At 69.0% G+C, this 25,917-nt stretch carries 23 protein-coding genes; 13 read left to right on the forward strand and 10 right to left on the reverse strand.

What is annotated here, in order from left to right; genetic code table 11:
• Positions 1–6: 6 nt before the first annotated feature.
• A complete protein-coding gene (locus FHW81_RS10430; protein WP_034054484.1) occupies positions 7–1,062 on the reverse strand; it encodes an aromatic ring-hydroxylating oxygenase subunit alpha in 1,056 nt (351 codons plus the stop codon).
• 378 nt (positions 1,063–1,440) lie between these two features.
• Between FHW81_RS10430 and FHW81_RS10435 the strand changes: the two genes are divergently transcribed.
• Positions 1,441–2,775 carry an MFS transporter gene (locus FHW81_RS10435; RefSeq protein ID WP_016264112.1) on the forward strand — a complete coding sequence of 445 codons (1,335 nt, stop codon included), beginning with the start codon at positions 1,441–1,443 and terminating at the stop codon, positions 2,773–2,775.
• Between the two features lie 14 nt (positions 2,776–2,789).
• Here FHW81_RS10435 and FHW81_RS10440 read toward each other — a convergent pair whose 3' ends face one another.
• A complete protein-coding gene (locus FHW81_RS10440) occupies positions 2,790–3,686 on the reverse strand; it encodes a LysR family transcriptional regulator (protein WP_003095545.1) in 897 nt (298 codons plus the stop codon).
• A gap of 100 nt (positions 3,687–3,786) precedes the next feature.
• On the opposite strand from FHW81_RS10440, the gene mdlC reads away from it, so the two are divergent.
• The 4 genes from mdlC (at position 3,787) to FHW81_RS10460 (ending at position 9,653) form a co-directional block, all read left to right on the forward strand.
• A complete protein-coding gene (gene mdlC / locus FHW81_RS10445; protein WP_034016892.1) occupies positions 3,787–5,373 on the forward strand; it encodes a benzoylformate decarboxylase in 1,587 nt (528 codons plus the stop codon).
• An 86-nt stretch (positions 5,374–5,459) separates the two neighbouring features.
• Positions 5,460–6,800: an MFS transporter gene (locus FHW81_RS10450; RefSeq protein ID WP_003112299.1), complete on the forward strand. Its 1,341-nt coding sequence runs from the start codon at positions 5,460–5,462 to the stop codon at positions 6,798–6,800.
• A gap of 22 nt (positions 6,801–6,822) precedes the next feature.
• Positions 6,823–8,292, forward strand: coding sequence for an aldehyde dehydrogenase family protein (locus tag FHW81_RS10455; protein WP_171893912.1), 1,470 nt, complete (start codon positions 6,823–6,825; stop codon positions 8,290–8,292).
• A gap of 107 nt (positions 8,293–8,399) precedes the next feature.
• Complete coding sequence (locus FHW81_RS10460) at positions 8,400–9,653, forward strand: OprD family porin (protein WP_003162666.1); 1,254 nt, start codon at positions 8,400–8,402, stop codon at positions 9,651–9,653.
• Positions 9,654–9,797: 144 nt separating this feature from the next.
• On the opposite strand, the gene FHW81_RS10465 is transcribed toward FHW81_RS10460, so the two are convergent.
• A complete protein-coding gene (locus tag FHW81_RS10465; protein ID WP_277608245.1) occupies positions 9,798–12,734 on the reverse strand; it encodes a TonB-dependent receptor in 2,937 nt (978 codons plus the stop codon).
• A gap of 197 nt (positions 12,735–12,931) precedes the next feature.
• Here FHW81_RS10465 and FHW81_RS10470 point away from each other — a divergent pair, with 197 nt between their 5' ends.
• Positions 12,932–13,468 (forward strand): sigma-70 family RNA polymerase sigma factor, encoded by a 537-nt coding sequence (locus tag FHW81_RS10470; protein WP_003112302.1) that lies wholly within the window; start codon positions 12,932–12,934, stop codon positions 13,466–13,468.
• Entirely contained in the window at positions 13,461–14,483 is a 1,023-nt protein-coding gene (locus tag FHW81_RS10475) for a FecR family protein (RefSeq protein WP_003112303.1), read from the forward strand. The genes FHW81_RS10470 and FHW81_RS10475 overlap by 8 nt, the downstream gene beginning before the upstream one ends.
• Before the next feature lie 16 nt (positions 14,484–14,499).
• Here the strand turns inward: FHW81_RS10475 and FHW81_RS10480 are convergent, their stop codons facing one another.
• From FHW81_RS10480 to desT, 5 genes are all read right to left on the reverse strand, one after another.
• Positions 14,500–15,072, reverse strand: coding sequence for a HupE/UreJ family protein (locus tag FHW81_RS10480; RefSeq protein WP_003116120.1), 573 nt, complete (start codon positions 15,070–15,072; stop codon positions 14,500–14,502).
• A 29-nt stretch (positions 15,073–15,101) separates the two neighbouring features.
• The gene (ureG, locus tag FHW81_RS10485; protein WP_003095530.1) at positions 15,102–15,716 is read right to left on the reverse strand and encodes an urease accessory protein UreG; all 615 of its coding nucleotides are present in this window, start codon (positions 15,714–15,716) and stop codon (positions 15,102–15,104) included.
• Positions 15,717–15,726: 10 nt separating this feature from the next.
• Positions 15,727–16,398, reverse strand: a complete 672-nt coding sequence (locus FHW81_RS10490) for an urease accessory protein UreF (RefSeq protein ID WP_003095528.1) — start codon at positions 16,396–16,398, stop codon at positions 15,727–15,729.
• Positions 16,395–16,898 (reverse strand): urease accessory protein UreE, encoded by a 504-nt coding sequence (ureE, locus tag FHW81_RS10495; RefSeq protein ID WP_003095526.1) that lies wholly within the window; start codon positions 16,896–16,898, stop codon positions 16,395–16,397. Before ureE ends, FHW81_RS10490 begins: the two co-directional genes overlap by 4 nt.
• Before the next feature lie 229 nt (positions 16,899–17,127).
• A complete protein-coding gene (gene desT / locus FHW81_RS10500; protein WP_003107570.1) occupies positions 17,128–17,757 on the reverse strand; it encodes a TetR family transcriptional regulator DesT in 630 nt (209 codons plus the stop codon).
• Positions 17,758–17,915: 158 nt separating this feature from the next.
• Here desT and FHW81_RS10505 point away from each other — a divergent pair, with 158 nt between their 5' ends.
• From FHW81_RS10505 to FHW81_RS10515, 3 genes are all read left to right on the forward strand, one after another.
• On the forward strand, positions 17,916–19,016 hold the full coding sequence (locus FHW81_RS10505; RefSeq protein ID WP_003123551.1) for a ferredoxin reductase: 1,101 nt from the start codon (positions 17,916–17,918) through the stop codon (positions 19,014–19,016).
• Positions 19,013–20,125, forward strand: a complete 1,113-nt coding sequence (desB, locus tag FHW81_RS10510) for a fatty acid desaturase DesB (protein WP_003121132.1) — start codon at positions 19,013–19,015, stop codon at positions 20,123–20,125. The genes FHW81_RS10505 and desB overlap by 4 nt, the downstream gene beginning before the upstream one ends.
• Positions 20,126–20,344: 219 nt before the next feature.
• The gene (locus FHW81_RS10515; protein ID WP_023117901.1) at positions 20,345–21,661 is read left to right on the forward strand and encodes an MFS transporter; all 1,317 of its coding nucleotides are present in this window, start codon (positions 20,345–20,347) and stop codon (positions 21,659–21,661) included.
• Here FHW81_RS10515 and FHW81_RS10520 read toward each other — a convergent pair.
• Positions 21,652–23,043: a heavy metal sensor histidine kinase gene (locus FHW81_RS10520; RefSeq protein ID WP_003095517.1), complete on the reverse strand. Its 1,392-nt coding sequence runs from the start codon at positions 23,041–23,043 to the stop codon at positions 21,652–21,654. The genes FHW81_RS10515 and FHW81_RS10520 overlap by 10 nt on opposite strands.
• Positions 23,022–23,711, reverse strand: coding sequence for a heavy metal response regulator transcription factor (locus tag FHW81_RS10525; RefSeq protein WP_003095515.1), 690 nt, complete (start codon positions 23,709–23,711; stop codon positions 23,022–23,024). Before FHW81_RS10525 ends, FHW81_RS10520 begins: the two co-directional genes overlap by 22 nt.
• Before the next feature lie 137 nt (positions 23,712–23,848).
• Between FHW81_RS10525 and FHW81_RS10530 the strand changes: the two genes are divergently transcribed.
• The 3 genes from FHW81_RS10530 to FHW81_RS10540 are packed head-to-tail and all read left to right on the forward strand — an operon-like array spanning position 23,849 to position 25,904.
• The gene (locus FHW81_RS10530; RefSeq protein WP_003095513.1) at positions 23,849–24,472 is read left to right on the forward strand and encodes a hypothetical protein; all 624 of its coding nucleotides are present in this window, start codon (positions 23,849–23,851) and stop codon (positions 24,470–24,472) included.
• 53 nt (positions 24,473–24,525) lie between these two features.
• A complete protein-coding gene (locus tag FHW81_RS10535; protein ID WP_003121131.1) occupies positions 24,526–25,140 on the forward strand; it encodes a cytochrome b/b6 domain-containing protein in 615 nt (204 codons plus the stop codon).
• Positions 25,137–25,904, forward strand: coding sequence for a molybdopterin-binding protein (locus tag FHW81_RS10540; protein WP_003099511.1), 768 nt, complete (start codon positions 25,137–25,139; stop codon positions 25,902–25,904). The genes FHW81_RS10535 and FHW81_RS10540 overlap by 4 nt, the downstream gene beginning before the upstream one ends.
• The last annotated feature ends 13 nt before the right edge of the window (positions 25,905–25,917 follow it).

Raw genomic sequence — 25,917 nt, forward strand, 5'->3', positions numbered from 1 at the left:
CTCCCGTCAGGCCTGGGCGCGGTTGGGGGCGGCGGCCTGGCGCTCGTCCGCCAGCAGGCGCTCGATGATGCGCCGGGCCTGCACGCCGCCGGCGTCGATGTTCAGTTTCAGCAGGTCGCGCCGTGGATGGCGCAGCAGGTTGCGCTGTTGGCTTTCGAGCATTTCCAGGTCTTCGCCGAAGATCTTTCCCTGGCCTTCGCGAATGCTCTCGGTAAGCGCCTGGTCGTGGGCCTGGAAGTTGCGCGCCATGCCCCAGAAGTACCAGATGGAAGTGGCGCTCTCCGGGGTGATGAAGTCGACCACGATGCTCGCCGCCTTGCGCTCCGCCGGCGCCTGGTAGCCGCCGTGGCCGGCGTGGGCCACGCCGACCTCGATCAGCACGTGGCTGGGCGGCGTGAAGCGGCAGATCTGCCAGCGGTCCACCGCCACGTCGTCGGCCAGGCCGTTGCCGCGCAGGGCCATGCGCCAGAACGGCGGGGCCATGACATTCTGCATGTGGCGGCTGGTGATCACCTCGTCGCCTTCCACCCGCGTGGTCGGCGCGGCCTCGTCGATTTCCTTCTGGCCGATGCTGGACGCATGGACATAGGTCTCGTGGGTCAGGTCCATCAGGTTATCGATCATCAGGCGATAGTCGCAGTGGATGTGGTACAGCCCGCCGCCATAGGCCCAATCGGGGCTTTCCGCCCATTCCAGGCGGGGTATCAGCGCGGCGTCGGCCTGTTCTTCCGCGCCCGGCCAGACCCAGACGAAGCCGTGCCGCTCCTGCACCGGGAAGCGACGGATGCAGGGGAAGCCGCGGACCCGCTGGCCGGGCATCGCGCGGGTGCGACCGTCCTCGCCCATCGCCAGGCCGTGGTAGCCGCAGACCAGCACGCCGTCCTTGACGAAGCCCAGCGACAGCGGCGCGCCACGGTGCGGGCAGAAATCCTCGAGGGCCGCCACGCGGCCGTCCTCGCCTCGGTAGAAAACCATCGGCTCGTCGCAGATGCGTCGGCCGAGCGGCTTGCCGGCCAGTTCGTCGGGGGTGCAGGCCACGTACCAGGCGTTCTTCGGAAACATCGTCGGATCCTCTCGTTGTTTTTGTAATTGGATCCAATGATTCGCGAGACAACTTTTCCAAGTCAACCGCTTCTGTACAAAAAATAATCCGTTCGATAGTCGCACATAAAAAACTTCAGGAATAAATCGCTCAATTATCTCGTTCCAGAGCCTTTCTCGGATTTCGCTGACAGTGGGATATCCGCTGGCCTTCCGTTTTCTTGTCGCACAAATGGATCCAATAGGATTGCGGCATCGACGCAACGGTGCCAGGGTGCCTGCGCTTGCCGTGCCTACAACAACAAGAAGAAGGGTCTTCCCGATGATGGATTCCTGCATTCCCGCGCCTCGCTCCCGCCTGCCGTCGCTTCTTTCCTGTCCGCTCGGGGAGGGCCGCCCATGAACCGGGACTTGCGCCGCGCTCTCGACGACGAACCGATGCGTCCGTTCCAGTGGCTGGCGGTGGCTGTGTGCATCGTGCTCAACCTGATCGATGGCTTCGACGTGCTGGTGATGGCCTTCACCGCAGCCTCGGTGGCCGCCGAATGGAACCTTGGCGGCGCCGAGATCGGCCTGCTGCTCAGCGCCGGCCTCTTCGGCATGGCCGCCGGCTCGCTGTTCATCGCGCCCTGGGCCGACCGCTGGGGGCGCCGCCCGCTGATCCTCGCCTGCCTGGCGCTGTCGGGCCTGGGCATGCTCGCCTCGGCGCTGAGCCAGGCGGCCTGGCAACTGGCGTTGCTGCGCGGGCTGACCGGACTGGGTATCGGCGGCATCCTCGCCAGCAGCAACGTGATCGCCAGCGAGTACGCCTCGCGCCGCTGGCGCGGCCTGGCGGTAAGCCTGCAGTCCACCGGCTACGCGCTCGGCGCGACCCTTGGCGGACTGCTCGCGGTATGGCTGATCGGCGCCTGGGGCTGGCGCTCGGTGTTCGTCTTCGGCGCTGGCCTGACCCTGGCGGTGATCCCGCTGGTCTGCCTGTGCCTGCCGGAGTCGCTGGACTTCCTCCTGGCGCGCCGGCCGCCGCGGGCGTTGCAACGGGTCAACGCGCTGGCCCGGCGCCTGGGCCGCGCGGCGCTCGCGGAACTGCCGAGCCCGCCCGGTGGCGGAGCGGAGCACGGTAGCCGCCTCGCCCGGTTGCTTTGCGTTGCCCAGCGACGTACCACGCTGCTGCTCTGGGCGCTGTTTTTCCTGGTGATGTTCGGCTTCTACTTCATCATGAGCTGGACGCCGAAGCTGCTGGTCGCCGCCGGCCTGTCCACCGCCCAGGGCATCACCGGCGGCACCCTGCTGAGCATCGGCGGGATCTTCGGTGCCGCCTTGCTCGGCGGGCTTGCCGCGCGCTTTCGCCTGGAACGGGTGCTGGCGCTGTTCATGCTGCTTACCGCCGCTCTGCTCGCGCTGTTCTCGCTGAGCGCCGGGCTGCCCGGCGCGGCCTTGCCGCTGGGACTGCTGATCGGGCTTTGCGCCAACGCCTGCGTGGCCGGCCTGTATGCCCTGGCGCCGAGCCTCTACGACGCTTCGGTGCGTGCCACCGGGGTCGGCTGGGGGATCGGCGTCGGTCGCGGCGGGGCGATCCTCTCGCCGCTGGTGGCCGGGCTCCTGCTCGACGACGGCTGGCAGCCGCTGTCCCTCTATGGGGCGTTCGCGGCGGTGTTCGTCGTCGCGGCCGCCGTGTTGCCGCTGCTCGGTGCGCGGCGTCGCGAGCGCTCGCCGACGCTGGGAGACGCTGCGTGAGGGCCGCCGGCGTTTCAGCGTTGGGCGGCGATGATCGCCTCGGCGATGGTGGTGCGGAACCAGTTCAGCGCCGCCGAGCGTTCGCTGCTCTCGTGCCAGTGCAGGGAGACGTCGAACGGCGGCAGGGTGAAGGGCAGTTCGAGCATGCGCATGCCGCCTTCGGCGACGAAGCGATAGGCGATCTGCGCCGGCAGGATGGTCAGCAGCTCGGTACCGGGAATGATCTTCGGCAGCACCGAGAAGTGCGGCACCCGCAGGCTGATGCGGCGCTGCACCTGCATGGCCTCGAGCACGTCCTCGGCGATGCCGTGGCCGGAGGTACGGGTCACCACGATGTGCCGCTCGGCCAGGTACTGCTCCAGGCTCAGGCTGTCGCCGATCCGCGGGTGGCGGTCGCTGAGCAGGCACACGTAGCGCTCGTGCAGGACCCGCTGGCTGCGCGCGCCGGGCACCGGCTGGCGGCAGATCGCCGCGTCGACCTTGGCGCTGCTCAGCCAGGCGCCGACCTCGTCCACCTGCAGCGGCAGCACTTCCACTTCGGCGAACGGCGCGTCGCGGGTCAGGCGTTCGAGGATCAGCGAGAGGAAACCCACTTCGCCGAGATCGGTGAGGGCGATGCGGAAACGTCGCTCGGTGGTCGCCGGATCGAAGTGGCGAACGCTCTGTACCGCGCCCTCGATGCGCGTCAGCGACTCGCGGAAGGTGCCGTAGAGCTGCTCGGCGACGAAGGTCGGCTGGATGCCGTCGCGGGTGCGGGTGAACAACGCGTCGTCGAACAGTTCGCGCAGGCGCGCCAGGGCGTAGCTCACCGATGGCTGGGTGACGAACAGGCGCTCCGCGGCGAGGGTCACGCTGCCGGCTTCGTAGAGGGTGACGAAAGTGCGGATCAGGTTGAGATCGATCGGACTCATATAGACCGGTTCTATTTTTTATAGAAAGAGTATCGATTTGATTGATTATCGAGCGGCTGCAACAGTAGCGCAAATCCAGGAAACGAGCTTGAAGGCCTGCATGAAAACCGTCCATTCCGCGTCTTACGAGATCCTCCGTCGCCACGGCCTGACCACCGTCTTCGGCAACCCCGGCTCCAACGAGCTGCCGTTCCTCAAGGACTTCCCCGAGGATTTCCGCTACATCCTCGGCCTGCACGAGGGCGCGGTGGTCGGCATGGCCGATGGCTTCGCCCTGGCCAGCGGCCGCCCGGCCTTCGTCAACCTGCATGCGGCGGCTGGCACCGGCAACGGTATGGGTGCCCTGACCAACGCCTGGTACTCCCATAGCCCCCTGGTCATCACCGCCGGGCAGCAGGTGCGCTCGATGATCGGGGTCGAGGCGATGCTCGCCAACGTCGATGCCGGACAACTGCCCAAGCCGCTGGTGAAATGGAGCCACGAGCCGGCCTGCGCCCAGGATGTACCGCGCGCGCTGAGCCAGGCGATCCAGACCGCCAGCCTGCCGCCGCGGGCGCCGGTGTACCTGTCGATTCCCTACGACGACTGGGCGCAACCGGCGCCGGCCGGCGTCGAACACTTGGCCGCGCGCCAGGTCAGCGGCGCCGCGCTGCCCGCGCCGGCATTGCTGGCCGAACTCGGCGAGCGCCTGTCGCGCTCGCGCAACCCGGTGCTGGTGCTCGGTCCGGACGTCGACGGGGCGAATGCCAACGGCCTGGCCGTGGAACTGGCGGAGAAGCTGCGGATGCCGGCCTGGGTCGCGCCGTCGGCCTCGCGTTGTCCGTTCCCCACCCGCCATGCCTGCTTCCGCGGCGTGCTGCCGGCGGCCATCGCCGGGATCAGCCGGCTGCTGGACGGCCACGACCTGATCCTGGTGGTCGGCGCGCCGGTGTTCCGCTATCACCAGTTCGCCCCCGGCGATTACCTGCCGGCCGGCGCCGAGCTGGTGCAGGTCACCTGCGATCCCGGCGAAGCGGCACGGGCGCCGATGGGCGACGCGTTGGTCGGCGACATCGCGCTGACCCTCGAGGCACTGCTCGAACAGGTCCGCCCCAGTGCGCGGCCGTTGCCCGAGGCGCTGCCGCGACCGCCGGCGCTGGCCGAGGAGGGCGGACCGCTGCGTCCGGAAACCGTGTTCGACGTGATCGATGCGCTGGCGCCGCGCGACGCCATCTTCGTCAAGGAGTCGACTTCCACCGTGACCGCCTTCTGGCAGCGCGTGGAGATGCGCGAGCCGGGCAGCTACTTCTTCCCGGCCGCCGGCGGCCTCGGCTTCGGCCTGCCGGCGGCGGTCGGCGCGCAACTGGCGCTGCCGCGGCGGCAGGTGATCGGGATCATCGGCGACGGCTCGGCCAACTACGGCATCACCGCGCTCTGGAGCGCCGCGCAATACCGCGTGCCGGCGGTGTTCATCATCCTCAAGAACGGTACCTACGGCGCCCTGCGCTGGTTCGCCGGGGTGCTCGAGGTGCCCGATGCGCCGGGGCTCGACGTGCCCGGCCTGGACTTCTGCGCGATCGCCCGCGGCTATGGCGTCGAGGCGCTCCACGCAGCCACCCGCGAAGAGCTGGAAGGTGCCTTGAAGCATGCCCTGGCCGCTGATCGCCCGGTTTTGATCGAGGTGCCGACGCAAACCATCGAACCCTGATGTTCCACGGCGCCGCCCCATGCCAGAGTGGGCGGTGCCGACCGACGCCCGCGTGCGCCCATAACAAGAACAAGAGAGAGGTTGGTATGAACAGGCAATCCGCTGCGGCGGTGATCGACGCTGCCCGCTTTAACCGTACTCACTGGCTGATCCTCGGCTGGGGGTGTTTCATCATGCTGTTCGACGGCTACGACATGGTCATCTACGGCTCGGTGGTGCCACGCCTGATGCAGGAGTGGCAGCTGAGCCCGGTGCAGGCCGGCACCCTCGGCAGTTGCGCGCTGTTCGGCATGCTCTTCGGCGGCACCCTGCTGGCGCCGCTGGCGGACCGTTTCGGCCGGCGCCGCCTGGTGATCGCCACCACCCTGCTGGCGAGCCTCGCCGCCTTCCTCACCGGGCACGCCCGCGACCCGCTGGAACTGGGCGCCGGACGCTTCTTCACCGGCCTGGCACTGGGCGCGCTGGTGCCCAGCGCGATCAACCTGATCAGCGAATTCGCCCCGGCCGGGCGGCGCAGCACCCTGGTCACGGTGATGTCGGCCTTCTACTCGGTGGGCGCGGTGCTCTCGGCGCTACTGGCGATCGCCATGATCCCCGCCTGGGGCTGGCAATCGGTGTTCTACGTGGCGGTGCTGCCGGTGCTGGCGGTGCCGCTGATGTTGCGCTGGTTGCCGGAGTCGGCGGCGTTCCTCGAACTCAAGGGCCGCCGCGCCGAACTGGACGCGCTGCTGCGCAAGGTCGATCCCGACTACCGGCCCGGCGCCGAGCGGGCGAACGCTGTCGCGGCCGAAGCGCCGAGCGGACGGGTCGCCCAGTTGTTCGAGGGGCGCCAGGCAGTGGGCACCCTGCTGCTGTGGGTGGCCTTCGCCATGTGCATGCTGATGAGCTACGGGCTCAACACCTGGTTGCCGAAACTGATGGCCGGCGGCGGCTACGCCCTCGGTTCGAGCCTGGCGTTCCTCGTCACCCTGAATGTCGGGGCGACCCTCGGTGCGTTGTTCGGCGGCTGGCTGGCCGACCGCCTCGGCGCCGGCCGCACCCTGGTGCTGTTCTTCGCCCTGGCCGCGGCCTCCCTGGCGGCCCTCGGCCTGGGGCCAGGCCCCTGGCTGCTCAACGGCCTGCTGGTGGTGGCCGGCGCCACCACCATCGGCACCCTGGCGGTGATCCATGCCTACGCCGCGCAGTTCTATCCGGCCTGGGTGCGCTCCACCGGGGTCGGCTGGGCCGCCGGCGTCGGCCGCCTCGGCGCCATCGCCGGGCCGATGCTCGGCGGCAGCCTGCTGGCCCTGGAGCTGCCGTTCCAGCAGAACTTCCTGGCCTTCGCCGCGCCCGGCGTGATCGGCGCGCTGGCGATCGCCTGCATCCACCTGCGGCCGCGCGTGCCGGCGGAAGCGTCCGTCGACGCGACGGCGAAGAAACCCCTGTGATTTTCGAAAGAGGAGAAGAGCGATGAGCGATTCCCGTTATACCGACCTCGGTCTCCAGCCCCTGGCCGGCGAGTGGCGCCACGGCCGGGCCGGCCGCCGGCTGAAGGTGAGCAACCCGTTCGACGGCAGCCTGCTGCTGGAGATCGAGCAGGCCGACCGCGACGACCTCGATGCCGCCTACGCCAAGGCCGCCGAGGTCCAGCCGGCATGGGCCGCGCTCGGGCCCTCGGCACGCGCGGTGGTACTGTACAAGGCGGTGGAGGTGTTCGACCGCCGCCACGAGGAGATCGTCGACTGGATCATCCGCGAGTCCGGCAGCACCCGCCTGAAGGCCGAGATCGAATGGGGCGCGGCGCGCGCGATCACCCTGGAGTCGGCGTCGTTCCCGGCACGGGTGCACGGGCGCATCGTCGAGTCCGACGTGCCGGGCAAGGAAAGCCGGGTCTACCGCAGCGCCATCGGCGTGGTCGGGGTGATCAGCCCGTGGAACTTCCCGCTGCACCTGACCCAGCGTTCCATCGCCCCGGCCCTGGCGCTGGGCAACGCGGTGGTGGTCAAGCCGGCCAGCGACACGCCGGTCTGCGGCGGACTGCTGCTGGCGCGGATCTTCGAAGAGGCCGGGCTGCCGGCCGGGCTGTTCAGCGTGGTGGTCGGCCCCGGCAGCGAGATCGGCGACGCCTTCGTCGAGCACCCGGTGCCGGGCCTGGTGACCTTCACCGGATCGACCCCGGTGGGCCGCAACATCGGCCGCATCGCCAGCGGCGGCGCGCATCTCAAGCACGTGGCGCTGGAGCTTGGCGGCAACAGTCCGTTCGTGGTGCTCGGCGACGCCGACCTGGAGCAGGCGGTGAATGCCGCGGTGTTCGGCAAGTTCCTCCACCAGGGGCAGATCTGCATGGCGATCAACCGCATCATCGTCGAGGACAGCCTCTACGACGCTTTCGCCGCGCGCTTCGTCGAGCGGGTCAAGGGCCTCCGGGTCGGCGATCCGCAGCGCGCCGATACCGCGGTCGGGCCGATCGTCAACGCGCGCCAGCTCGAAGGCCTGCTGGAAAAGATCCGCCTGGCCCGCCAGGAAGGCGCCAAGCCGCTGTACGAGGGCGGCGTCGATGGGCAGTTGCTGGCTCCGCACGTATTCGGCGAGGTCACCGCGACGATGGAGATCGCCCGCGATGAAATCTTCGGCCCGCTGGTCGGCCTGCTCCGCGCGCGCGACGAGGCGCATGCGCTGGAGTTGGCCAACGCCAGCGAATACGGGCTGTCCAGCGCGGTGTTCAGCCGCGACCTGGAACGCGCGGTGCGCTTTGCCCGCCAGCTTCGCGCGGGGATGACCCACGTCAACGACATTCCGGTGAACGACGAGGCCAACGCGCCCTTCGGCGGCGAGAAGAACTCCGGACTTGGCCGCTTCAACGGCGACTGGGCCATCGAGGAATTCACCACCGACCACTGGATCAGCGTGCAGCACGCGCCGCGCCAGTACCCGTTCTGACCCTGGCGGCGGGGCCCGCGCCCCGCTGCTGACCCGACCGTCGTCGCCAGGTGGCCCGCAGAGGCTGCCGGGGCTCGGTCGTCCCTGAAAAACGGAGCACAATAACAATGAAAATCCGTCGTAAAACCGCAGTCCCGCGCAATGCAGGGGCGGTTCTGCCGATGCTCGCCTGTCTTGCCGCGCAAGCTGCCGAGGGCGGCTTCCTGGAGGATGCGAAGACCGACCTGGTCTTGCGCAACTATTACTTCAACCGCGATTTCCGCGACCACGATGCCGGCAAGAGCCTGGTGGACGAGTGGGCGCAGGGCTTCATCCTCAAGTTCAGTTCCGGCTATACCCCGGGCACGGTCGGCGTCGGCCTCGACGCCATCGGCCTGTTCGGCGTGAAGCTGAACAGCGGACGTGGCACCAGCAATTCCGAGCTTCTTCCGTTGCACGATGACGGTCGCGCGGCGGACAACTATGGGCGCGTCGGCGTGGCCGCCAAGCTGCGCGTTTCGGCCAGCGAACTGAAGATCGGCGAGATGCTCCCGGACATTCCGCTGTTGCGCTACGACGACGGACGCCTGCTGCCGCAGACGTTCCGCGGTTTCGCCGTGGTTTCCCGCGAGCTGCCGGGCCTGGCTCTGCAGGCCGGACGCTTCGACGCGGTGAGCCTGCGCAATTCGGCGGACATGCAGGACCTATCGGCCTGGAGCGCGCCGACGCAGAAATCGGACGGTTTCAACTATGCCGGCGCCGAGTACCGCTTCAACCGCGAGCGCACCCAACTGGGCCTGTGGCACGGGCAACTGGAGGACGTCTACCGGCAGAGCTACGCCAACCTGCTGCACAAGCAGCGTGTCGGCGACTGGACCCTGGGCGCCAACCTCGGCCTGTTCGTCGACCGCGACGACGGCGCCGCGCGCGCCGGAGAGATCGACAGCCATACCCTCTACGGCCTGTTTTCCGCCGGCATCGGCCTGCATACCTTCTACCTTGGCCTGCAGAAGGTCGGCGGCGACAGCGGCTGGCAATCGGTCTACGGCAGCAGTGGGCGGAGCATGGGCAACGACATGTTCAACGGCAACTTCACCAACGCCGACGAACGCTCCTGGCAGGTGCGCTACGACTACGATTTCGTCGGTCTCGGCTGGCCCGGCCTGATCGGCATGGTCCGCTACGGCCATGGCTCGAACGCCACCACCAAGGCCGGTAGCGGCGGCAAGGAATGGGAGCGCGATGTCGAACTCGGCTACACCGTGCAGAGCGGTCCGCTGGCGCGGCTCAACGTGCGCCTCAACCACGCCAGCAACCGACGCAGCTTCAACAGCGACTTTGACCAGACGCGGGTGGTGGTGAGTTACCCGTTGTCGTGGTGACGGACGCTGTCTCGCCGCTCCTCCGGACAGTTCCGGAGGGACGGGGAGCGGGAGGCCCGGTGCTTCGGCGGATAGCCGCTGGGCGGTTATTCGCCCTACCGGAGCGGCGCTCCGCCGACAACGCCTGGAGGGGGAGAGGGCGGCTCAGAACTTCGCCTGCATCCCCACCCGCAGGGTACGCCCGGGCGCGGGCATGAAACTCTGTGCCAGCGGGTCGAGGTAATAGCGGTCGGTGAGGTTCTGCAGCGAGGCATTCAGTTCGGTGTGCTCGAACAGCTTGTACTTGAGGAACAGGTCGAACAGCTGCACCGAGCGGTACTCGATCTGCGGTGTGGTGGCGCCGACCTGCCAGGGCTTGTCCGCCGTGGCGGTGGGGCCGGAGGTATAGGTCATGCGTCCGCCCAGGGTCAGGGCCTGGTCGAAGAAGCGCAGGCCGGCGGTCAGGTTGGTCGCCAGCCGCGGCGGGTTCTGCGTGTTGGTATAGGAGCCCATGAAGCTGCCCGGCGTGCAGTTCGGCGTGTTCTCGGTGCGCTGGTAGCGGTTGGCGCCGGCGCGCAGCCTGGCGGCGAAGGCGGCGTCGCAGGTCTCGGTCTTCAGGTAGTAGGTCGCCGACAGGTCGGCGAACACCCGCCCTGCGTCGTAGTGCGATTGCAGTTCGAGACCGCTGGTGCGGTAGCTGTCGGTGTTGCTGAAGGTCATCAGGCCCATCTGGCCCGGATCGTAATAGCGGGTGATGTAGTTCTTGATGGTGTTGTTGAAGTAGGCCAGCTTGATCGCCGCCGAGTCGCCGTCGGCCAACAGGCTGTCGCGCAGCGCGCTGGCACCGATCTCCCAGCTGCGCGAACGCTCGGGCTTGAGGTCCTTGCCCGGCTCGACCTGGAGGGTGCCCTGGCTGGTCTCGAACAGCGACGGCAGACGCAGGCCTTCGGTGTAGGAGGCGTAGACGAAGGTATCCGGGGCCAGCTCGAAATTGATCCCGAATGCCGGCGAGAAACCGCCGCCGCGGCTGCTGCCTTTCTTGCTGTAGTTGTAGCCGGTGACCACGTTGGTGACCCGCGAGGGATGGACCGTCACGTTGGCCGGGCCGAACTCGTCGAAGGGAATGCCTTCGAACGGATTGTTGGTGTTGTTGGTGACGATGCCGTTGTTGAGGCGCGGATCGGTGGCGTCGGTGTACTGGCCGTTCTGGTCGGGGAACCACATCATCGAGCCGTAGTAGCCGGGCCTGCTCACCGTGATGAAGCGCATGTCGCGATCCTCGCGCCGCGGCGAGGCGGAGATGCCGTTGTCCTTGCTGTTGAAGTGGCTGTAGCGGCCGCCGCCCCATAGCGTCAGGCGCTCGACCGGCTTGAACTCGAGCTTGCCGTTGAGGCCGTATTCCTGGCGGGTGGCGTCCCTCAGGGTGCGGTTGGCGTTGATGTCGTGGAGGGTGGTGACCACGCTTTTCTGCGGCTGGATGTCTTCGACCTGGAACGAGCCGCCGAGGTCGAGCTTGAAATCGCCGAAGTCGGTTTCGAAGCGCGCCACGTTGTTCAGGTCGCCGCCGATGCGCCGGTTGTCCTGGCGCGTCCAGTTGCGATCGGAGCGATAGGCCTGGGAGCGCGGCGCCAGCACCGAGGTCAGCATGTCGCTCTTCGCCTCGGTCATCCACAGTCCGGTGCTGAGGTCCACCAGCGGATTGTTCTCGGGCAGGTAACGGTAGCGTGCGGTGTAGGTGTCGATCTTCACTTCGCTCAATGGGTACTGGTAGATGCCGGCGGTGCCGAAACGGAAGATGTCCGACGGCATGATCTCCCCGGTGCGCCCGTCGTAGCGACGATAGCCGAGGTCCAGGGTGTGCTCGTCGGCGATGCGCCAGGTCGCCTTGAGCAGGTAGGACTCGGTCTCCGACGACGAGTTGAGCACTTCCTCTCCCGCGTTGTAGACCTTGGCTACGCTGCTTTCCTCGCGACCGTAGCGGTTGTAGACGCGATAGCGGTCCTGGCCTTTCTTGCCGGAAAAGTAGTTGCCCTGGTTGCGCTGCGCATAGGCGGCGACCAGGTCCAGATGCTCGTTGCGGTAGGCGAAGGCGGCGCTGCCGGACTTGGCCTGGGAGCCGAACAGGCTGCCGCGGTCATCGTGCGGCACGCTGCTGAGATTCTCGGTCTTCGAACTGGCGCTGCGGTGCTGCGGGGCGACGCCGTTGTTCCAGACGTCGCCGGTGAAGCGCACGCCGAGGTCCTTGCCGTCGACCAGGATGTCCTTGACGCCGATGGTGCGCATTTCCACGCTGCCGCCGATCGCGCCCGAGCGGGTCGAGGGACCCTTGTCGACGGTCACGCTGCTGACCAGGTCGGGATCGATGTAGCTGCGCTGCTGGGTGCCGGCGTAGCCGCGGTAGACGTCCAGCGCCTGCTCCGCGCCGTCGACCCGCACCGCCACCCGGCTCTGCCCCTGGATGCCGCGGATGTTGACGTCCAGCGCGCCACCGTTGCGGCTGTCGCCGACCTGTACGCCCGGGATGCCCTGGAGCAGGTCACCCACGGAAACCCGGCCGAAGCGGTCGATGTCTTCGCTGGAGAGGTACACCGACGAGCGTGGCGCGGTATAGGTTTCCTTCTGCGGATCGGCCAGCTCGGCGGCCGAGACCACCACCGGCGACAGGTCGGCCGGGGTTTCTCCGGGCATGCGCGGCTCGACCAGCAGGTAGGCGCCGGAGGTTCCCGCCGCGACCTGCAGGCCGGTGTTCGACAGGACTCGCTGCAAGCCTTCCAGTACGCTGTAGCGACCCTTGAGCGCCGGCGCCGTGCGGCCGCGGGTCAGCTCGGGGTCGAAGGACAGCAGCAGGCCCGACTGGCTGGCGAAGGCGCCCAGGGAGGCGCCCAGCGAACCCGCCGGGATGTCGTAGCTGCGCGGCGTGGCGTCGTCCAGGCGGGTAGCCGCGCTGTGCTGGCCGACGCTCTGCGCGTGGGCCAGGCCGCCGCCGAGCAGGCCGGCGCCGGCCGCCGACAGGCCGAGCAGGGCCCAGCGCAGGGCAAGGGTGAGCGGGGAGAGGCGCGACAAGGGGCGCGCCAGGCTGGGGATAGGGCGTTGTAGGGACATGACTTCTTCGCTCGCAGGGTTGGCGCCCGGCATTGCGGGCTCTCATTCCCTCTGTCGCACGAGATCGGAAAAGGGATATTTCGGGTTCGGCGGGCCGGACGGAAAGGGTCGCCGGCATTGTGGTCAACGCAAAATTAGTGATAATAGTTTTCATTTGCGATTGAATCCAGCTGACTATTCCGATGAATGCGCCTCCGATGAATGCGCCGAGTTCCTGCCTGTCCGCGGACCGCGACGGCGTCGCCACGCTCTACCGTGAAAACCATGCCTGGCTGCGCAACTGGCTGGCCTACCGACTCCGCTCCTGGGGACGCGGCGTGGCCGACGACCTGGCCCATGACACCTTCCTGCGCATTCTCGCCAGCCGCGACGGCGGCCAGCGTGAAGCGATCCGTCAGCCGCGCGCCTATCTCACCCGTATCGCCAACTGCGTGCTGGTCAGTTGGCGCCGTCGCCAATCGCTGGAACTTGCCTGGCTGGAGGCCCTGGCCACGCTGCCCGAGCCGTTGCAGCCGTCGCCGGAACAACAGAGCGTGATCGTCGAGACCCTGCACGAGATCGACGCGCTGCTCGATACCCTGCGCCCGCGGGTGAAACAGGCATTCCTGATGGCGACGCTGGACGGCATGAAGCAGAAGGACATCGCCCAGGCGCTGGGCGTCGCGCTGCCGACGGTGAAGAAGTTCATCCACCAGGCCTACGTGACCTGCCTGAGCCTGATGCCCGATGAATGACCGCGCTTCCCGCCGGGCGCCGCAGGCGGGCGATACGGAGCTTTCCGGGCCGCCGGCCGCCGAGGCGATCGCCCCGCAGGTGCTCAGGGAGACCGCCTCCTGGCTGCTGCTGATGCAGGAGGGGCCGCTGGCTCCGGCGCAGCAGGCCGAGCTGGAGTCCTGGCGCTCGCGCAGCCCCGAGCACCAGCGCGCCTGGCGGCGCGCCGAGCGTCTGCTGGCGAATATCGGTTCGCTGCCGCCGGCGCTGGCCCGGCGTGCGCTCGAGCGTCCGTCCGGCAGCGGCCGGCGCGCTGTCCTGCGCGGCCTCGCCCTGCTGCTCGGCGGCGCACCGCTGGTCTGGTGGGGATGGCGCGCGCAGGTCTGGCGCGACGGCTTCGGCGCCGACTACCTCACTGCCGTCGGCGAGCGGCGCGACCTGGTGCTGGAGGACGGCAGCCAGGTCGAGATGAACACCGACAGCGCGCTGGACGTGCGCTACGACGCCGGCCAGCGCCTGCTGCGCCTGTATCGCGGAGAGATCTACCTCCGCACCGCGGCGGATCGGCGCGAGCCGCCGCGGCCGTTCCTGGTGCGCACCGAACAGGGCCTGATGCGCGCGCTGGGTACCGCCTTCAGCGTCCGACGCGAGGGCGCAGAGACAGTGCTGGCGGTGTACGAAGGCGCGGTCCAGGTGCGTCCGGAGGGCGCCGCGAGCGCGGCGGATGGCCGGGTGATCGAGGCTGGCCAGCGGGTGCGCTTCGATCGCCAGCGGATCGGCCCCGTCGAGTCCGCCAGCGAGGCCGCGCTGGCCTGGCGCCAGGGCCTGCTGGTGGCCGACGACATGCCGCTGCGGCAGTGGGCGGGAGAACTGATGCGCTACGGCGGCGAGAGCATCGAGTGCGAGCCGTCGCTGGACCCGCTTCGTGTCTCCGGCACCTTTCCCGTCGACGACCTGCCGCTGGCCCTGGCGATGCTGGCACAGACCCATGGCCTGCGCCTCGTGCACCAAGGCCGACGGGTGCTGATCAGGCGCTGAGGGGAGGCGCGGCGGCTCAGCCGGCCAGCAACCAGACCCCGGCGCCCGCCGAGGCCAGCCCGGCGAGACGTACCAGGGGCGCGGCCGCCTGCGGCAGGAAGCGCACCAGCGCGTAGCCGGCGGCGTGCAGCGCGGCGGTGGCGGCGACGAAACCGAGCGCGTACAGCCAGGGGCTGGAGAGGGCCGGCAGCTCCAGGCCGTGGGCGACCCCGTGGGCCAGGGCGAACAGCGCGGTGGCGGCCATCGCCAGCGGCAGCGGCGGGCGCACGGCGAGGGCCACGCAGAGGCCGAGGGCGAGTACCGAGGCGGCGATGCCGGTTTCCATGAATGGCAGTTGCAGGCCCTCGAAGCCGAGCAGCCCGCCGACCAGCATGGTGCCGACGAAGGTGCAGGGCAGGGCGAGGCGCGCGGCTCCCTGTTGCTGGGCGGCCCAGAGGCCGACGGCGAACATCGCCAGCAGGTGGTCGAGGCCGGTGAGCGGATGGGCGAGGCCGGCGACCAGGCCGTGTTCGCCGTGGCCGGGGTGGGCGAAGGCCAGCGCCGGAGCGGCGAGCAGGGCGAGGGCGGCGAGCAGCTTGGGCAGTTTCATTGGCGGTTCCTTGTCGTTGCGAAGTGGCGTCAGGCGGCGGTCAGCAGGCCCTGGCGCTCGATGAAGGCGATGATTTCGTCCAGCCCCTGGCCGGTCTTCTGGTTGCTGAACACGAACGGCTTGTCGCCGCGCATGCGCCGGGCGTCCCGGTCCATCACATCGAGGGAGGCGCCGACCAGCGGCGCCAGGTCGATCTTGTTGATCACCAGCAGGTCCGACTTGCAGATGCCGGGGCCGCCCTTGCGCGGGATCTTGTCGCCGGCGGAAACGTCGATCACGTAGAGGGTCAGGTCGGACAGCTCGGGGCTGAAGGTGGCCGACAGGTTGTCGCCGCCGGATTCCACCAGGATCAGTTCGAGGCCGGGGAAGCGCCGGTTGAGCTGGTCCACCGCCTCCAGGTTGATCGAGGCGTCCTCGCGGATCGCCGTGTGCGGGCAGCCGCCGGTTTCCACGCCGATGATCCGCTCGGGGGCGAGGGCCTCGTTGCGCACCAGGAACTCCGCGTCTTCCTGGGTATAGATGTCGTTGGTGACCACCGCGAGGTTGTAGCGCTCGCGCAGTTCGCGACACAGGGCCAGGGTCAGGGCGGTCTTGCCGGAGCCCACCGGACCGCCGATGCCGACACGCAGGGGTTGGGATGTCATGGGGTTTCTCCTAGGAACGGAACAGACGGCTGTACTGGGTTTCGTGGGTCATGCTGGCCAGCGCCAGACCGAACGCGGCGCTGCCCTCGACGGCGGGCCGCCGCAGCGCCTCGGCGCAGGCGCGGTCGAGTTCCGGCAGCAGGCTGGAAGCAAGTTTCTGCGCGGCCAGTTGGCCGAGCGGCAGGGTTTTCATCAGCACCGCCAACTGGTTTTCCAGCCAGCTCCAGAACCAGGCACTCAGCGCCTCCTCGGCGTCCAGGCGCCAGGCGCGCGCGGCCATCGCCCAGGCGGCGGCGAGATTGGGCGGGTCCTGGCGCGCCAGCCAGGCGCGGCCGGGAGCGTCGAGCTCGGGCAGGGCTTCCAGCAATTGGTGCAGGGAAAAGCCCATCTGCCGGCTCTCCTGGGCCAGCTCGCGGGTCTCGCGGCTGGCCCTATGGCGTTCGCTGGCCGCATCGCAGGCGGCCCAGTCGCCGATCAGCGCGGCGCGCAGCAGGCCGGCCAGCAGCGGCGCCTCGAAGCGCGCCAGGTTCAGTTGCAGCTGGTCGACCAGCCAGGTCCGCGCGCTCTCGGCGTCGCGCACCCAGCCATTGTCGAGGGCCGCCTCCAGGCCCTGGGAATAGCTGTATCCGCCGATCGGCAACTGCGAGCTGGCCAGGCGCAGGCGCGCCCAGATGCTGTTCACCGGCGCACGCCGAACTGGTGCAGGCGCGGCGCGTAGTTGAACTCCGCCTCGCCATGGTGCGAGTGGTGGTGGCCTCCGCCGTAGGCACCGTGCTCCGGCTGGAACGGCGCCTCGATGGCCTCCACCGTTGCGCCGAGCTGTTCGAGCATGGCTTTCAGCACGTAGTCGTCGAGCAGGCGCAGCCAGCCGTCGCCGACCTGCAGGGCGACGTGACGGTTGCCCAGGTGGTAGGCGGCTCGGGTCAGTTCCAGCGGGCTGGCGCAGGTGACGTGGAGCAGACGTTCGGAGCGGGCGACGACCCGCACCAGGCGACCGTCGCGGGCCTCCAGGCAGTCGCCGTCGGCCAGCGGCGGCTGGCCGCGCTCGAGGAACAGGCCGACCTCCTCGCCGCTCGCCGCGAAGCAGCGCAGGCGGCTCTTGCTGCGCGCCTCGTAGGTCAGGTGGAGTTCTTCGTCCCAGCGGGGCGAGCGGGCGGGCAGGCGTTGGTGGATGACCAGCATGGGCAGTTTCCGCAATGCGACAGGAAAGGGATCACAACAAGCACCAGCAAGGGCCTTGCCAGGTCGATGCGGGACGCCTGTACCGGGAAAACGGGGCCATAGGGATGTAACAAAATATTGCAGCGCGCCAGGTTGGTGCGCAACGACTTTTTTGCCGCACCGGAAAGGTGCGCGCGCGTCTAGTCCGCGGACGAACGCCGAGCCGGAGGTCCGCAGGGGAGGTGCGGGGTCAGCCGGGCAGGCCGTGCCAGTGCTTGCCGCCGATCATGATGAAACGCAGCTGGTGGGTGATCTTCGCGGCCGGCATCAGGTGCGGCGGCAGATCGGCGGCGGGTGGGTCGATCAGCTCCGGAAGGGTGGCGAAGACGGTCTTCACCACCAGGTCGGCGAACACGTCGAGGGCCGCGCCGTCGAGGTGCGGCATCTTGTTCAGCAGCGCCAGGTCGGCGGCCAGATCGTCGGTGATGCGCTGGCGCAGGCTGGCGATGGCCTGGCGGATCGGCAACGAGCCGCCGTATTGCTCGCGGGCGAGGAAGAGGAACTGCGAGCGGTTGGCGCCGACCGCGTCGAGGAAGATGCGCACCGAGGCGTCGATCAGCCCGCCCAGTTCGAACTCGTTGCGGCGCACCGCGCGCAGGGTGGCGCGGAAGGTCTCGTCGACTTCGGCGACCAGCGCCAGGCCGAGCTGGTCCATGTCGCTGAAGTGCCGGTAGAAGCCGGCCGGGACGATGCCGGCGGCGCGCGTCACTTCGCGCAGGCTGAGGCTGCCGAAGCCGCGCCCGCTTTCCATCAGGTGGCGCGCGGCGCTCATCAGCGCGTGGCGGGTCTGCTGTTTCTGTTCGGCGCGGGGTGAGGACATACGGCTTCCTTTGGCGGACCGGCGACTGTAGCAAAAGCCCTGCGACCCGGTCGAACCGGGGACGGCAGCGGTCGAAGGATACATCAGTGAACGCTTGTTGACTCGATTGCGCGGAACGGGCAAAGTTTTGTGAACGATCGTTCACTGAAATATTTTCCATGGCCTTGCTTCCCCTCGCGCTCCTGACCCCTTTGCTCGCACCCCTGCGCCGTCTCGCCGCCCGTGGCTGGCTGCGTGAGGCCGATGTCGACGGCCTGCTGCGCCACGCCCATCCGCTGGCGTCGTTGAACCGCCACTATGCGCGGGTCGAGGCACGCTACTGGGTGGCCGACGATATGCTCGCCCTGGCCCTGCGTACCGCCCCCGGCTGGCCGCCGGCGCGGCCGGGCCAGCACATCCAGCTGCTGGCGGAGCGCGACGGGGTGCGGGTCGGGCGCAGCTACAGCCTGACCCGGGTGGTCGGCGAGCGCCTGGAAATCGCCGTCAAGCGTCACCCGGACGGGCTGCTCTCGCCCTGGTTGTGCGAACACCTGGCGGTCGGCCAGCGTGTCGAGTTGCAACCCGCGCAAGGCGATCTGCGCTGGCCGATGCAGGCCGAGGCGGTCTGCCTGCTGGCCGCCGGCAGCGGCCTGACGCCCTTGCTCGGCCTGCTCCGCGAGGCGCTGGAGAACGGCTATCGCGGTCCCGTGCTGTGGCTGCACTACGTCCGTCATCCCGGCCAGCGCGCCTGGCTCGGCGAGCTGGAGGCGCTGGCGGCGCGCCACCCGAACCTGGAGTTGCGCTGGAGCCTGACCCGCGGGGCGCGGGCCGATGGCTGCCTGGAGGGGCATTTCCAGCCGCGCCACCTGGACGGCTGGGCAGCCGACCTGGCACGCAGCCAGGCCCTGGCCTGCGGGCCGGCGGCTTTCGTCGAGGCGGTGGGCGAGCAACTGGGGGCACGCTTCGCCGGCTTGCAGACGGAATCCTTCAGCGTCCCGCGCTGGCGCAGCGGGGAGGCGCCGCGCGAAGTGCGCCTGCGCTTCGCCCGGTCGCAGCGGGAAGTCTCCGGCGACAGCGCCGCCAGCCTGCTGGAACAGGCCGAGGCCCACGGCCTGCGCCCGGCCCACGGTTGCCGCCAGGGCATCTGCGCCAGTTGCACCTGCGTCCTGCTCAGCGGCTGCGTGCGCGACCTGCGCAGCGGCGCGCTGTGCAGCGAGCCCGGCCAGCCTATCCGCCTCTGCGTCAGCGCCGCCCACGGCGACCTGGCGCTGGACCTGTGAACCGACCTGCGAGCCCTGCGATGCGCGACGACCGCGAACTGACCCCGGAACAACTGGCGGCCTTCGGCGCCGAACTCGATGCCCTGCGCCTGCGTACCCTGGCCGATCTCGGCGCGGACGACGCGCGCTACATCCGCCGGGTCCGCGCGGCGGTGCGCGTCTGCTGCTGGAGCGGCAGGGCGCTGCTGATGTTCGGCTGGCTGCCGCCGACCTGGCTGCTCGGCAGCCTGCTTCTCGGCCTGGGCAAGATCCTCGAGAACATGGAGCTGGGCCACAACGTCATGCACGGCCAGTACGACTGGATGAACGATCCGGAATTCGCCGGCCGCGCCTACGAGTGGGACATCGCCGGGCCGTCCGACTTCTGGCGGCACACCCACAACCATATCCACCACACCTACACCAACGTGCTGGGCAAGGACGACGACGTCGGCTACGGGGTCGTGCGCCTGTTCCCGGAGCAGCGCTGGAAGCCGTTCTACCGCTGGCAACCGCTGTGGGTGACGCTGCAGGCGCTGCTGTTCCAGTACGCGGTGGCGATCCAGCATCTGCGCCTGGACAAGTACGCCAAGGGGCGCCTGGACAAAGCCGAACTCATGCCGCTGCTACGCCGCCTGCGTGCCAAGCTGGGTCGCCAGTGGACCAAGGACTACCTGCTGTTCCCGCTTCTCGGCCTGTTCGCCGGCGGCTTCGGCGCGGTGTTCGTCGGTAACCTGCTGGCCAACGTGCTGCGCAACCTGTGGACCTTCACGGTGATCTTCTGCGGCCACTTCACCGAGAAGGCGGTGGTCTTCCCGCCCTCGGTGCTGGAGGGAGAGACCCGTGGCCACTGGTACCTGCGCCAGTTGCGCGGCTCCAGCAACCTGGAGGGCGGGCCGCTGTTCCACATCCTGACCGGCAACCTCAGCCACCAGATCGAGCACCACCTCTACCCGGACCTGCCGGCGCGTCGCTACGCCGCGTTGTCCCGCGAGGTCCGCGAAATCGCCCGGCGCTACGGGCAGACCTACAACAGCGGACGCCTGGGACGGCAATTCCTCACTGTCTTGCGGCGCATCTGGGTATATCGGCTGCCGCCGCGCGAGCCCCTCCCGGCGGGGCGCGGCTGAGCCGACGGAACGCTCGCGGCGCCCGTGGCGGGGCCGCTCCGGAGCGGGGATAATGCCGCCCTGTGCACCGCGACGTGGCTTCCGGCCGCCGCGTGGCGTCGGAGTCTCGCCGAACGCAGGACGGCCTGCGCCCGCGATCGGCCAGCAGCGTCGATCCTTCCCGAATCTAACAATGCTCGGCGGATGCCGGCCGTGGGGCCCGTCCGTCCAGGAACCGTCATGTTCAGCCCGCTCGTCACCTTTCCCGCGCTCTACACCGCCACCCTGCTCATGCTGGCCGGCTCCGGCCTGTTCACCACCTACATCGGCCTGCGCCTGACCCAGGAAGGCGCAGGCGACCTGTGGGTCGGCGGGCTGATGGCGTCCTACTATTTCGGCCTGGTCTGCGGTGGAAAATTCGGACACAAGCTGATCGCCAGCTTCGGCCATATCCGCTCCTACGTGGCTTGCGCCGGGATTGCCACCGTGACCGTGCTGCTGCATGCCCTGGTCGATCAGCTGGAAGTCTGGCTGCTGCTGCGCTTCATCACCGGCGCGGTGATGATGAACCAGTACATGGTGATCGAGAGCTGGCTCAACGAGCAGGCCGAGAGCCACCAGCGCGGCAAGGTGTTCGCCGGCTACATGGTCGCCGTCGACCTTGGCCTGGTGCTCGGCCAGGGCCTGCTGGCGCTGAGCCCGACCCTCGACTACAAGCCGCTGCTGCTGGTCGCCATCTGCTTCGCCTCGTGCCTGATCCCGCTGGCCATGACCCGGCGCGTGCACCCGGCCAAGCTGGTCGCCGCGCCGCTGGAAGTGCGTTTCTTCTGGCAGCGCGTGCCGCAGGCGCTGGGCACCATCTTCATCGCCGGCCTGATGGTCGGCGCCTTCTACGGCCTGGCGCCGGTCTACGCCAACCGCAACGGCCTGGATGCCTCGCAATCGAGTTTCTTCGTCGGCATGTGCATCGTCGCCGGCTTCTGTGCGCAGTGGCCGCTGGGCTGGCTGTCCGACCGCCTCGACCGCAGTTGGCTGATCCGCGGCAATGCGGTGCTGCTGTGCCTGGCCTCGATCCCGATGTGGGGGCTGGTGACGCTGCCGTACTGGTTGCTGCTGGCCAACGGGTTCGTTACCGGCATGCTGCTGTTCACCCTTTATCCGCTGGCGGTGGCGCTGGCCAACGACCACGTCGAGCAGCCGCGCCGGGTCGCGTTGTCGGCGATGCTCCTGACCACCTACGGGGTCGGCGCCTGTATCGGTCCGCTGGTGGCCGGCGCGCTGATGCGCCACTTCGGTCCGGGACTGTTCTACATGCTGGTGTCCGGCTACGCGGTGCTGCTGGTGTTCTGGGTGCAGCCCAAGCGCGTCACCGGCGAACACCGGGTCGACGAGGCGCCGCTGCAACACGTGGCGATGCCGGACACGGTCAGCCCGATGGCCGCCACCCTCGACCCGCGCGTCGAGGAAGTGCCGGAGGAGCTGGTGGTGGAGGCGCCGGCGAATATCGGCCGCTCCGACGGCGAGCTGGACGCCGGCGAGAAACCCGCTCAGTCCTGAGCCGGGAACGCCAGGTCGAAGCGGATGCGTCCCGGAGCCGGTGCACTCGCTTCGGCGCGGCCGCCGTGCAGGCGCATGATCGCCTGGACGATGGCCAGGCCGAGACCGCTGGACTGGGCGTCGCTGCGCGCGGCGTCGCCACGGTAGAAACGGTCGAACAGGCGCGACAGCGGTTCGGCCGGCAGCCTGTCGCAGGCGTTCTCCACGCTCAGCAGGAATTCCCCCGATCGGCGCAGGCCGCGCACTTCGATCAGGCTGTCGGCGCTGGCGTAGCGGATGGCGTTGGCCAGCAGGTTGCTCAGCGCCCGGCGGAACAGTTGCGGATCGGCGCGTAGCTGGCCGCTGACCTGGATGTCGAGGCTCAGCCCACGTTCCTCGGCCAGCCCTTCGAAATACTCCGCCTGGCGCCGCAGTTCTTCGCCCAGGTCCAGGCGGCTGCGCTCCACCGCTGCCCGTACGTCGTCGGCGCGAGCGAGGAACAGGATGCTCTCGACCATCCGCGCGATGCGCTCCAGCTCTTCCTGGTTGGAGGCGATCAGCGCCTGGTACTCCTCGTTGCTGCGCGGCTGGCGCAGGGCCACCTGGCCGTGGCCCATCAGCGAACCGATGGGCGTGCGGATCTCATGGGCGAGGTCGGCGGAGAACTGCTGCAGACGCTGGTAGCCGTCGTCTAGGCGTTCGAGCATGGCGTTGAACGACTGTGCCACCTGCTGCAACTCGGCAGGCGCGGCGGCGACGTCGAGGCGGGTATCCAGGCTGGTCGGATGGATCTCCGCCGCCTTCGCCGCCAGCGTGCGCAGCGGGCGCAGGCCGTGGCGCAGGACCAGCCAGCCGAGCAGGGCGGTGCCAAGGAACGCCAGCAGCACGGCGGCGATGACCCGGTCGCGGTACTGGGCGAGCATCCGCGTCTCGCCCAGCAGCAGGTGTGCGGCGGTGATCTGCAACGGCTCGCGGCCGCCGACCAGGACCTCGGCGGCGAGCACGCGCATCGGGATGCCGTCGTGGGTCAGCGCGGCGTGCACGACGGACGGATTCAACGCCTGGCCGGCGGCGACCACCCGTAGCGACGGCAGGCGTTCGTGGCGCGGGTTGACCGCGACGATCGGCGCCTCGCCGGGCTGACCGAGGAGCAGGATGTCCTGCTCGTTGCCGAGCATGTTCTCGAACAGACGCGGGCGCGCCTTCAGCTCGGCCAGGGTGAGGTTGTCGCGCAGCAGGTTGCGGAAGTGCTCGACCCGGCCGGCGACCATCACGTCGCTGCGCCGCAGCATCGCCTCTTCCACCGAGCGGTACAGGTAGAAGCCGACCGCGCTGACCACCAGCGCCGCCACCGCGGCGAACAGCAGCGCCGCGTAGAGGGTCAGGGAGCGGCGGGCGGGCACGGGCGCTCCTCGCAGACGTAACCGATGCCGCGCACGGTATGGATCAGCTTGTTCGGGAAGGGATTGTCGACCTTGGCGCGCAGGCGCTTGATCGCCACGTCGACGACGTTGGTGTCGCTGTCGAAGTTCATGTCCCAGACCTCCGAGGCGATCAGGGTGCGCGACAGCACCTCGCCCTCGCGGCGCATCAGCAGGTGCAGGAGGGCGAACTCCTTGTTGGTCAGGGCGATCACCTGCCCCTGGCGGCTGACCTTGCGCCGCAGCACGTCCAGCTGCAGGTCGGCCAGTTGCACCTGCTCTGCCTCGCGGACCACGCCGCGGCGCAGCAGGGTACGGATGCGCAGCAGCAACTCGGTGAAGGAGAAGGGTTTCACCAGGTAGTCGTCGGCACCCAGTTCGAGGCCGCGGATACGGTCTTGCAGCTGGTCGCGGGCGGTGAGGAAGAGCACCGGCACATCGTGCTTCTTGCGCAGCACTTCCATGATCTGCCAACCGTCCAGGCCGGGCAGCATCACGTCGAGGACCACCAGGTCGTAGCGGTTCTCCAGCGCCAGGTAGAGACCGTCGGCGCCGTGCTGCGACCAGTCGACCGCATAGCCCGACTCGCCGAGGCCCTTCTTCAGGTACTCGCCGGTCTTCGTATCGTCTTCGATCACCAGGATGCGCATGTCTCGTTCCCCCTCGTTCGCCGCCATTCTAGCCAGCGCGCGGCGCGGACTCGGTGACATTTTTGTCATGCGAAAGTCATCTCCGGGTACCGCCGGCGGGGCGACCATCGAGGCTCAACCCCACCGAGGATCGACCGATGCTTCGACTCAAGGCTTCCCCCGCGCTGCTCTTCGGCCTGCTCCTGGCCAGTGCCGCCAGCTTCGCCGCGCAACCGCCTGCGGGCATGCTGCAACCGCTGCGCGGCACCATCCAGCAGGCCGCCGACGACCACCTGCAACTGAAGGCCCGCAACGGCCAGCAACTGACGGTCAGGCTCACCGACAAGACCGCGATCCGCGCCGTGTCGCTGGCGAAGCCGGAGGACATCCAGCCCGACAGTTTCATCGGCACCGCCGCCGTGCCGCAGCCCGACGGCACCCTGAAGGCCCTCGAGGTGCATGTCTTCGCCCCCAGCCTGCGCGGCAGCGGCGAAGGCCACCGGCCCTGGGAGAACGCCGATGGCAGCGCCTCGACCATGACCAACGGTACGGTCGGCAACCTGGTGGTCAGCCAGGGCCGGCGCATGACGGTGAAATACGGCGATGGCGAGAAGACCGTGGTGGTGCCGGACGACGTGCCCATCGTCAGCCTGGAGCCGGGCGAGCGCAGCCTGCTCAAGCCTGGCGCCAAGGTCGTGCTGTTCCCGCAGAAGGGCGCCGACGGCAGCCTCACCGCCCTGGCCATCTCGGTCGGCAAGGACGGCGTGACCCCGCCGATGTGAGGTTTCGCCGGGACGGCGCGTCCGTCCCGGCCGGGTTTCCTGGGAGAAAAGCCATGAACCGTGCGTTGCACGCCTGGCCGGTGAGACTCTGCCACTGGCTCAATGCCTATGCCATGGCCTGCCTGGTCGGCAGCGGCTGGGGCATCTACAACGCTTCGCCGCTGCTGGATTTCCGTTTTCCCGCCTGGGCGACCCTCGGCGGCTGGCTCGGCGGTTCCATCGCCTGGCATCTTGCCGCCATGTGGCTGCTGCTCGGCAACGGCCTGTGCTACCTCGCCCACGGACTGTCCAGCGGGCATTTTCGTCGCGACTTCCTGCCTTTGAGCGCGGCCGGCGTCTGGCGCGACCTGCGCCTCGCCCTCGGCCTGCGCCTGGTCCATGAGCCGGGCCGCTACAACGCGGTGCAGCGCCTGCTGTACTGGCTGGTCCTGGCGCTCGGCGCGCTGCTGGTGCTGTCCGGGCTGGCGATCTGGAAACCGGTGCAACTGCACGGGCTGACCGCGCTGTTCGGTGGCTTCCAGGGGGCGCGCTGGGTGCATTTCCTGGCCATGGCCGGGGTCGTCGGGTTCGTCGTCGTGCACCTGCTGCTGGTGCTGTTGGTGCCGCGCACCCTGCTGCCGATGATCATCGGACGCGAGTGGCGGCGCGGACGGAGGAGCGAAGGATGAAGGGGCCGGAGAAGAAGCGCGCGAAGATCGCGGTCGACCCGTCCAGCGAGCGGCAGATGGTCGATTTGCAACGCCGCCTGCTGTTGCGCGGCGGCCTGTCCCTGGGCGCCCTGGCGATGCTCTCGGGGTGCCGGCTACAGGATGGCGATTCGGTCGACAAGGTACTCTGGGCCATGTCGCGCTGGAACGACCGGGTCCAGGCCTGGCTGTTCAGCCGTACGCGGCTGGCGCCGACCTTCGATCCGTCGCAGGTGGCCTCGCCGTTCCCCTTCAACGCGTTCTACCCGGCCTACAACGTGCCGGAGATCGACCTGCCGGAATACCGCCTGCAGGTTTCCGGGCGGGTCCGCGACAAGCGCCCCTGGAGCCTGGAGCAACTGCGCCGGCTGCCGCAGGCCAGCCAGGTCACGCAACTGATCTGCATCGAGGGCTGGAGCGCGATCGGCCAGTGGAGCGGAGTGCCGCTGCGCACCTTCCTGGAGCTGGTCGGCGCCGACACCTCGGCGAAGTACGTTGGCTTCAAGTGCGCCGACCGCTACTACTCCAGCCTCGACATGCCCAGCGCGCTGCATCCGCAGACCCTGCTGGCGCTGGAGATGTCCGGGCAGGCGCTGCCGGAGGAGAACGGCTATCCGCTGCGCCTGCGGATTCCCACCAAGCTCGGCTTCAAGAACGCCAAGCACGTGGTGGAGATCTTCGTCAGCAACAGCAATCCCGGAGGTTACTGGGAGGACCAGGGCTACAACTGGTTCAGCGGAGTCTGAGGCGGGAGAGTGC

This window comes from Pseudomonas sp. RC10-4-2 (assembly GCF_050433085.1).
GTDB lineage: Bacteria > Pseudomonadota > Gammaproteobacteria > Pseudomonadales > Pseudomonadaceae > Pseudomonas > Pseudomonas aeruginosa.